This is a genomic window from Streptococcus sp. 2021WUSS109, from assembly GCF_044427305.1.
Taxonomy (GTDB): domain Bacteria; phylum Bacillota; class Bacilli; order Lactobacillales; family Streptococcaceae; genus Streptococcus; species Streptococcus suis.
In genome coordinates, this window is record NZ_JAOTGF010000035.1 from 1 (window position 1) to 9,527 (window position 9,527).

General features: G+C 35.8%; 9 protein-coding genes and 1 pseudogene. 6 read left to right on the forward strand and 4 right to left on the reverse strand.

Annotated elements, in window-relative coordinates; genetic code table 11:
* Positions 1-209: 209 nt before the first annotated feature.
* From ODU37_RS10110 to ODU37_RS10125, 4 genes are all read right to left on the reverse strand, one after another.
* Positions 210-1,037 carry a hypothetical protein gene (locus tag ODU37_RS10110; protein ID WP_044679453.1) on the reverse strand — a complete coding sequence of 276 codons (828 nt, stop codon included), beginning with the start codon at positions 1,035-1,037 and terminating at the stop codon, positions 210-212.
* Positions 1,034-1,474, reverse strand: a complete 441-nt coding sequence (locus ODU37_RS10115) for a hypothetical protein (protein WP_044679451.1) — start codon at positions 1,472-1,474, stop codon at positions 1,034-1,036. Before ODU37_RS10115 ends, ODU37_RS10110 begins: the two co-directional genes overlap by 4 nt.
* A gap of 103 nt (positions 1,475-1,577) precedes the next feature.
* Complete coding sequence (locus ODU37_RS10120; protein ID WP_105153306.1) at positions 1,578-3,803, reverse strand: S8 family peptidase; 2,226 nt, start codon at positions 3,801-3,803, stop codon at positions 1,578-1,580.
* A 5-nt stretch (positions 3,804-3,808) separates the two neighbouring features.
* Positions 3,809-4,852: an ATP-binding protein gene (locus ODU37_RS10125; protein ID WP_044679447.1), complete on the reverse strand. Its 1,044-nt coding sequence runs from the start codon at positions 4,850-4,852 to the stop codon at positions 3,809-3,811.
* A 155-nt stretch (positions 4,853-5,007) separates the two neighbouring features.
* Between ODU37_RS10125 and ODU37_RS10130 the strand changes: the two are divergent.
* The 6 genes and pseudogenes from ODU37_RS10130 (at position 5,008) to ODU37_RS10155 (ending at position 9,378) form a co-directional block, all read left to right on the forward strand.
* Positions 5,008-5,654: pseudogene (locus ODU37_RS10130) on the forward strand (recombinase family protein).
* A gap of 224 nt (positions 5,655-5,878) precedes the next feature.
* The gene (locus ODU37_RS10135) at positions 5,879-6,376 is read left to right on the forward strand and encodes a hypothetical protein (protein WP_044679446.1); all 498 of its coding nucleotides are present in this window, start codon (positions 5,879-5,881) and stop codon (positions 6,374-6,376) included.
* A 20-nt stretch (positions 6,377-6,396) separates the two neighbouring features.
* Positions 6,397-6,546, forward strand: a complete 150-nt coding sequence (locus tag ODU37_RS10140; RefSeq protein ID WP_228476685.1) for a hypothetical protein — start codon at positions 6,397-6,399, stop codon at positions 6,544-6,546.
* Positions 6,547-6,624: 78 nt separating this feature from the next.
* Positions 6,625-6,732 carry a DUF4368 domain-containing protein gene (locus ODU37_RS10145; protein WP_228476684.1) on the forward strand — a complete coding sequence of 36 codons (108 nt, stop codon included), beginning with the start codon at positions 6,625-6,627 and terminating at the stop codon, positions 6,730-6,732.
* Between the two features lie 295 nt (positions 6,733-7,027).
* The gene (locus ODU37_RS10150) at positions 7,028-7,771 is read left to right on the forward strand and encodes an ABC transporter ATP-binding protein (protein WP_011922278.1); all 744 of its coding nucleotides are present in this window, start codon (positions 7,028-7,030) and stop codon (positions 7,769-7,771) included.
* The gene (locus ODU37_RS10155; protein ID WP_044679444.1) at positions 7,768-9,378 is read left to right on the forward strand and encodes a hypothetical protein; all 1,611 of its coding nucleotides are present in this window, start codon (positions 7,768-7,770) and stop codon (positions 9,376-9,378) included. The genes ODU37_RS10150 and ODU37_RS10155 overlap by 4 nt, the downstream gene beginning before the upstream one ends.
* Positions 9,379-9,527 lie beyond the last annotated feature (149 nt).

Below are 9,527 nucleotides of genomic sequence, written 5' to 3' on the forward strand. Positions count from 1 at the left end.
GAAACCAAATTGACCGCGATTGTAGTCTGGATTTTCTTTGTGTAACATAGCGATTCTCCCTCTGCTTATTAGCTAGTATTCCTATCTCTATTATACTACTTTACATATGAAAAAGCCGTTAGAAATATAATTCTAACGACTTTGTCTTCATTCTGAAATCACGGAATAGTCCGTGATTTTTATATATCCCACAATAAGAGATTATAGTACTAAAAAAATAGTGCGGATAATTTCTCACCCAGTTCTATTAATTGTAATGTGACAGGTATTCCTGCTGGGATTTTAGGGAGAAAACTTTGAATTGAAGACCACGCTTTCTTAAGCTTTATTTTCTTAGGTCTATCGGAAACGACTTGCGATTGAATCGTTTCAATATCATCAATAATCACTTCCTTATCATCCTCAGACAACATATTTAATCCAGTTAAATCTTTCAAAATATTTGAACAGAGATTTTTTAAAGTTTCAATATCCGTCGTAGAGACATTATTTATTGATGATATAGTTCCAGTTCCCACTGCTGAAGCTGTTCCGTAATTATTTTCAATATTTTGTGTAATTTGAGACATGGCTTGATTTACTCCGGTTAATTCTATTATTTTTTGAGATAATTGATCGTTGATATAGTCAACTAAGGGTTTGAACGCTTTCTTCAAAAACTCTCGTATTTTATCATTAAATTTTTTAGAAGAAGTTAAAAGAAATGCACAAGATAATTCTGCTAAATCAACGTCATCTTCTATAATTTTATTCAAATAATCATAGCAAAGTTTTAAATGTTTCGATTCATCTATGGGAATACTGAAATTGCTCCATCCTGAATTATTATCTTCCGATACGAGCTTTTCATTAAAGTCTTTCGGTAAATCAGTCCATAGGTCTTCTAAAATTTGACATATAATATCGTTCTTGTCAATAAATTCTTTAAATCTGATGAGATATAGTAAGCCATCATTATACTTTGTATTCAACATATTTGATGAATTTCTTCTGAAATCTAAACTGATTTTCCTATATTTTTGTAATTCTTCCATCATAAATCACCTCCACAGTAAGCACAGAAAACTTTTGAAGCTCCTGCACTGAATAAAACTTTTTCATGTTTTTCGCACATTTCACAAGTAAATACTTCCTCAACGGAGTCTATTTCAGATGGTTTAGCAATGGAGTTATGCTTTATCTTCTTGAAGTCAACCTTAAAATTTTTTGAACTTTTGATTGAACCAAAACTCTTATTTATAGTGTTAATCATCCATTCTTCGGCGAAATTTTGAATATAGGCTAATACTTCCTTTGAATAGAACTTATCAGCATTATCAACTAATCCGCAATACGGACAAAATAGTTCCTCGAGTTCCAAATCTCCATCTTGCACCTCGGAAGCCAATAGCTTAAATTGCTCTTCGCAAAATGGACACTCATAAGTAAAATAGCCATCTGAATCGGCTTCAAATTCAATTGTAAAGCTTTCCATTCATTATCCACACTTTCTTAATAATTTCTAATTTAATTTCTAACCGATTCAAATAAAAATACTACAATATTTACCAAATATAAAGGAACACTTTTGACGCTCGTTACTCATCAAAACTAATTTCTTCTTCAGCAATACTGTGAACTTGAATCAGTTCTTCCACATCAATTCTTTGCACTAACCAGCCACGCATTGAGCATTGGTTTATAAAGTCGTCAATCCTGTTTATACCGTTGATTTCTTTAAGAGTGACAACAATTCCAAATTTTAGCCCTTCTCCATCTCCAGTATTTAATCTCTCCTTAGTCTTGAGACTGAATCCCCATAAGCCATTATCATAAGCTTTCTTCGCACGTCCACGTGGTTTAACATATTCTATAATTGATTTTACATTATCCCATTTTCTGTATTGTTCCCGCGCATCTTCTTCGTGGAGTGCTACATTATCACTTTGCTTATTGTCATTTATTGTTTTAATACCTTTACCATTAGGCAACATTCTTCCGAAATAAATATCTAATTCTGTGTTAGTATAATCAACTCCCTGATTTCTGGAACATTTTGGGAAATAACAGAGTGTCGCTTTAGCAACAAAAGGATGTTGTCCATTTACAATAGGAACTGGTAACTGGTGGTTATATGTATCATACTTGAGAGATTCCCCAGTCAAAATGAATTTTATCTCATCATCTTTTGCATTTATTACTTCATTAATATCTTGAGGAACAACACCGTAACCTATAACATTTGAAGATGCCATATTTTGGCTCCAAGATATAGCTGAATCAATCACTAATGCTTTAGCAACTTCCCTGCTTAATCCCACTTTATGTATGAGGTATGCAATTTTCCTCGTAATCCAAGGCGCTGCAAATGAAGTTCCCTTAACAAAACCTTCTCCTAAAGGGAAACATACCCTAATTCTATCTCTACCATCTCCACCATAATAACTAACATCTGGTTTATTAAAGAAAGATAGAACTTTACCTATTCTGGAATATGAAGCAGGCATATTTTCCCTATTTACTGCGTTAACGATAAGTGAATTTATTGAGTCTGCTGGTGCTCCAATTAACATCGGGCTATTCGAATCTGATGGCTTATTTGTTCCAGCAACAACAAATATAACATCATAATCGTATTGAATTTTATCCAATATTGCCGCCTCAGGAGAGATAAAATCTTTATGAATTTCAAGTGCAGAACCAAGAGATAAATTCCAAACTTTAATTTCTCTATTTTCAGCAACTATCTCTTTTATGTGTTTCATAATGGTAAAGGAACTAAATTGTTTGCTTGTAGCAACACCAAAATGTTTGACTCTGAAACGACCACAATTATCATCAAGATCCGGATTAATTGAAGCCCCATCAACAATTATAGATGATACGCCCGTTCCATGCTCATAATCACTTGACATTTTTTCAATTTGACTATCAACTCTATCTTCATATTTTACCCATTTCGAAAAATAAACGCTCTCATCAAATAAAGTATCAATAACACCGATGATAGGCTCATTGGTAGGATTTGGAATTGACAATATTTGGCTCGATTTTGCCTCATCAAAATCCAGAATATCTAATTGAGATAAATCCACTGTCGCCATAGATATGAGATAAGGTGCCTTTTCCATTATTAAGGCAATCTCATCCGGAGTTAATAAAATGGTTGAATCATCTATTACTCTACCGATAGAAATATCTAAGCCCAATCTACGAAGCAGTTCGGACGTTTGTAGTTCCGTTTTAAACACACTAACAATTGACAGTTGCCCTGAATCAATATTTGCCTCTGGAATAGTGAACTCTGCGATAGAGCTAACATCAACAATGACTTGTAAGAATGTTGTCTTCGATAACTTAGAACTTCCATATGGATACAACTTAGCATTTATTGCATCAACTACTTCTGTAGTAATCTTGCCGGAAAATTCTTCATCAAGAATTTCTATCGCTAAGTCTAATTTATTTATTGTTTCAACAATAGTATTGTTATCAACATAGTAAGTAATGGCATGTCGTATCTTGTCACCTTCTATATAACGAGCACCAACAATTAGATCATTTGGAAAAGTACGACTATTCTTCTTTAATAGCTCTTTTGCTCGCCGACTCTTAGCTACTATGTCTTTATAAACAATTGTTATAAAAGCTCCTTCAAAATAGGTAACAGTTTCCCAGTATTGTCTTAGTGACTCTAGCTGATTTCTTAACTCCACTAACTCATTAATCGTCACAACTTTATTGGATAAGAGTTTGGGTGCTCCTGGCTTACTACTACTCGATCGTTGCTCAAAACGCCCTTTCAATTGTAAAAGATCATTCATCTATATCAATCCTCCTTTAATTCTCTAGCTGTTTGACTTTTAGATATTCCTGTCAAAATTTCGATTTCTCTTACCGTAAAACCTAATTCTTTCAACTCTTTTAAGGTTGTGTTGTCAACCGGTTTATAAAAAATTGAAAATAATCGTCGTAAATAGTCGAACTTATCTGTTAGACTACTGAATGCGACTGCACTTTTCAAGGTATTCTTAAGCTCCCCAGGATATGGAATAGGGGAACAAAGCGCAACTATCTTTTTAAAAAGTCTCACATTTTTACCAGAATGCTTTGAATCGTTCAAAATAGTTGACATCATAGATTCCGCAATCACCAATAAATCTTCTTGACTATATCGATTAAAATTAATAACTGCATCAAATCTTCGAATTAGAGCTTTATCAAAAGCGCTAAATAAATTAGTGGTTGCAATCAAAACAATTCCGTCTCTCAACGTATCCATCCCTTTTAATATTGCTGTAGTTGCACGCCCCATCTCCCTAAGATCATTATTATCTAATCTGTTTAATGCAATAGCATCAATTTCATCGAACAAGATAAGCGTTTGTTCAGGGTGTGTAAAACTATTGATTTCTTTAAATAAATTAGCTATATTTTTTGCAGTTTGACCTAGTTTACTATCAATAATAGTTTCAAAATCTACAACATATAGCTCTCTTTGCAGCAAGCGAGCAATCTGCTTTACTGTTTCTGTCTTCCCTGTCCCAGGTGCACCTTCAAACAGAAATTTATCTACCCCAATATTTCGTCGCACGGCGTTCACCACTCCTATAACATCTGAAGATATAGCTTCTGGAAGTGGTAAAGGGTTGAAATTTGTCAACTGAATTTTTCTTAGTGATTCAAATTTTTCTTCACTTACTTGTGGAATAAATGTATTGTTTTCTGAAAGCATTGCTATAATATATTCTGCTAATTGGTGATCCCCCGCTTTGTCGAATGCTTTAGCTATCTCATAAGCTTCAGTTCTAAATCCAAAAGTATTGCCCTCTGTAAAATATCTAATAAGGTTTATCACTTGTTTTTTTTTCATCTGTCTATCCTCCTAGAAATATAATAACAATCTTTTGGGACAAAGTCAATGTTATAGGGACAAAAACATCTTTTTAATATACAAGAAATCTAAAAAATTATTACATAATTATAATTTTCTTCTAAAATAGAACCACTCTGCTACAATAGTAAAATGTGAAGAAAATCATTAAGCACATCAAGAAAGCGGCTTTGTCGTTATCGGCTACGCCCGCGTTAGTTCAACAGACAACCGCCAAGAACTGGGATTAGAAATTCAAAAAGAAGCCCTGAACTTCTGCGACAAACTCTACATCGAAAAAGAATCTGGACCGCCCACAACTTCAAAAAGCTCTCAAACTCGCCAAAGAATGTACCGACAGCGGCATAAAAACTAGCTTTGTGGTGTATAAGCTAGACCGCCTAACCAGAAAAATGCTCCACCTGTCTGCTATCATCTCGAAACTAACCAGCTATAATATCCGCCTTCAATCTCTTCACGAACAAATTGAAACAGACCACTGACCGGCAAGTTCTTCTGCCTTATATTGGGCTATGTGGCAGAGTGGGAGCTTCAAGCTATTTCGGCACGCACCAAAGACGGACTGCGTAAAGCTAAAGAACGAGGTGTGAAATTAGGAAATGAAGGTATATCAAAATCGAAAGAAAAGCAAGTTATTATAAGTTATCTGGAAGAAGAGCTGACCGTTCGAGACCTCGCCAGCCAGTTCCAGATTTCTACCGCTACCATTTATAGCGTCCTGAAGCGTAATAATATCCAAATAAACAGAAAAATTAACCCAAAAATCGTTGACAAAAGCTAGAAAAAACAGTAAAGTAAAATCGTGAAAAGTTTTAGTAGACGGTCGTTTGTTAAAACAATTAAAGTTATCAATAAAAATATTAGAAATGCTGATTTGACGGGGTTTTTGAAGCCTTGCCAAGTCGGCATTTTTTGATTTTTCATTGTTTTAGTTAACGACCGTTCACTAAAACACACTCAAACCCTATTGTAGCAGGGATTTTGAAGAAAAAATGGAGGGATTTTATGGAAAAGATAATAATTGCTTGTATAATAGGTATTTTTATCTATTGTATCCGCAATTTCTTCATAGGGCAACGCCGAGATGAGCTACTCAATCAAGGAGCTATCGAATCGCGAGATAAATTATTTCTATCTCAAGAGCATTGCTTCTTTTCGAGCAAAATTAGTTCTGTTCAAGAGATATTATCCGTATTGGATATGGGGAGTTTCAAAGATAACCATATCCAACTGCTAAACGTAACAGATGACGGTGATGTTGTTTTCAAAATAACGAACAATATCATTGTCAAGGAAAGCTATGTTCTCGCTCTTTTAGCGTCTGAAATTAGAAATGAAGAAAAAGCGTATGTGCTTGTTATCACCAACACATATAATTGTGATCAGAGTATTATAGAAAATCCTTACAATGTCTTATTGACTCAAGTCGAGCGAGCTATCAAAAAACTTGATAGCAATGCAACGGTTGAACGTCGCGTCATCCAATACCATACAACAAACTAAAATTATTTGGGAGATTAAAAATGAATGCAGAAACACTTTATGTAATCCTCGTCATCGGATTGATTATTGGTGCCTATATTTTGAAACATACTTTGATGAAGGGTATATATCATTTAGAAGACTCATATAAAAATAAACGCAACCAAGCTAAACAAAGAGGTTCTGGTTAGCCAGACCGAATCTACGAAAAACACTGACAAGTTTATGCGAACTATTCGCCAACACACCAAACTTGAGAACTTGAGAACTTGACAACACAACTGATTGATAAAATCGTCATTCACCAACCAACTGGACGTGGCAAAAATCGCCAAGTTACGATTGAACTACATTATCGATTTATCGGAGAACTATAAAACGAGCAAACTAAAACCCGCTCGTAAAATAATAGCTAACGGACTGCTCGGTGAGATGTGGACATTATAACAAATTTTCTGATAATCAAGCTTATTGCATTCCTTTTTACACTCGACTTCTTGGAATATATCCCATCTATACTACAAAAATATTGATAGAAACTATTGCTTTTGTACTAATTCAGCAGTATAATAAATGTAATTAATTGTATATATTATTCGAAGAACATTGGAATAAGGCTCGGAATACCTAGCAAGCTCCTACTTTTAGTTCACGAATAACAAGGAGGTTACTATGATACAATTTGACCATATCACAAAAACATACGGTGAAACAATCGCACTTGATGACCTAAATTTGACAATTGAAAGCGGCGAGATTTTCGGTTTAATTGGTCACAATGGGGCAGGAAAAACAACGACAATCAGTCTATTGACTTCAATAATCGAAGCCAGTTATGGAACTATCTCTGTTGATGGTTTAAACCTAGAGGAGAACCGTGATGAAGTCAAAAAACGGATAGCCTATGTTCCAGATTCGCCAGATATTTTCCTACACTTAACAGCTTTTGAATACTGGCACTTTATGGGCAAGGTCTATGGTGTAGAAAAGGATACAGTTGATGACCGTATCGCTAAACTATCTAGTCTATTTGATATGACCGCACGCCAGCATGAGCCTATTGATAGTTTTTCACACGGTATGCGTCAGAAAACCATTATTATTGGTGCATTGATCCCTAACCCTGATATTTGGATTTTGGATGAACCCCTAACTGGACTGGATCCTCAGGCCTCTTTCGACCTAAAACAAATGATGAAAGAACATGCTCAATCTGGTCACACCGTTCTCTTTTCTACACACGTCCTTTCAGTAGCTGAACAACTCTGTGACCGCATTGCTATTCTCCGAAAAGGGCAACTCATTTTCGTAGGAAGTCTAGATGAACTCAAATCACAGTATCCAGATAAAGATTTGGAGACCATCTATTTGGAATTAGCTGGACGCCAACAAGTGAAGGCAGGTGAGGAAGTATGAGTAAATCCATCATTTGGGAACTAGTAAAGATTAATATTCTTTATTCCAATCCTCAACTTCTAGCTTCCGTCAAGAAGAAACAAAGCAAGCGCAAAGACGCCTCCTTTTCAGCCTATAAAAGTGTCCTCTTGCAACAAGTATTTATGATTTTGTGTTTTGGACTCCTCTATTCTGTCTTTTTCATGGGAGTAGATTATAGTCAGTCCATCGGTTTCTTTTCTCTGCAACTAGCGCTCTTTACCATTATTGCCATTGTCTACGGTTTTACAGGTTTCTTCTCCGTTTTCTACGATAGTAAGGATACAAAGTTGTATTTAGCACTTCCCCTGAAGCCACAAGAAGTCTTCCTCGCTAAAATCCTCTCTGCACAAGGGATGGTCTTACCCTTCCTCATGCCATGTCTGTCTTTACTTCTAATCACTTACTGGCAAATTGGCGGTCCGCTCCTCGCCTTAGCTTCCATTCCTTCCTTTTTGATCCTCTGGATTTTAGTTAATTTAGTCAATCTGATTATCATGCACTTTGTTGGGGAGGTTCTAACAAAAAGCCCTCGTAAAACATTGATTTCTACAATCCTGATGACAGGTTCTTCCTTGCTGGCTTTTGCTGCACTCATGTTCCTGCAATCTCAGCAGACCGTTTCACTCGAATCTGGTGGCTTTGTTGATTTTCCTATCATACCTATATTTGCTGGATTCCATTACTTGGCCAGCCATACTATCTCACTAGAAACACTCCTTCATTTTGGACTTCCTCTCATTTTGATGATTAGTCTTATTGTGTTTGCGTTTAAAACTGTCATTCCCAACTACTTTAATCAAGTTTTGGCGATTGAAAATGCTTCGACAAAACGGACCAATAATGCTAAATCTGCCAAGATTCCTAGCAATCTCAATCAGGCTTTAGTGAAACACCACCTATCTACTCTTAAAGATAGCAACCTCATGGTCCAAACCATGATACAACCAATCATCATGGGAGTAGCTCTTTTTCCAAGTTTTAGCCGTTTCACAGAGAATGGTGGTCTGAGTTCAGTTGAATGGGATTTCTTTGGTATTGCTCTATTAGCTGGATTCTTGCTTGGCAGTCTATTTGCTGGTTCTACAACCTTCATCGGAGTGGCCATGTCATTGGAGAAGGAAAATTATCATTTCATTCGAACACTTCCTATAAGTTTCAAAAAATTTATCATCCAAAAATTCTGGGTATTGGCTGCCGTGCAATTTGCACTACCGACCCTACTTTACTTTGCTTTGGCACTAGGTTTCATGAAAGTCAAATTCATTCTAGCATTCTTCTTTACAGTCGGCATCATTATCTCAGCCCTGCTAACTGGTCAGATTTATTACTGGCGTGACCAACGACTCCTCATGCTCAACTGGCAAAATAGTAACCAGTTATTTGGTCGCGGAGCGGGTCAATGGTTGATTGCTGGATCAATCATAGGAACAATGTTTCTCGGAGCCATTATTCTAGTTTTCAGCATCATATTAGCTGGCACTATTGGTGCAGCTTATGTAAGCTCAGCCTTGATGACCTTACTGCTTATCCTATCAGCTACTCTTCAACTGTATATCTACAAAGCTTATTGGCAAAAACTAAAATAGATTGGACATTGTCCAATCTATTTCAGAATGAAGACAAACATCTCGCTTGATGTTTGTCTTTTTCTGTTTATTGGTCTGATAGTCCGTCTTTTTGCCAGAATAGTGGCTATTTGGACAAAATAAAAAGGCTTCCCTGTCCTCATTTTTAC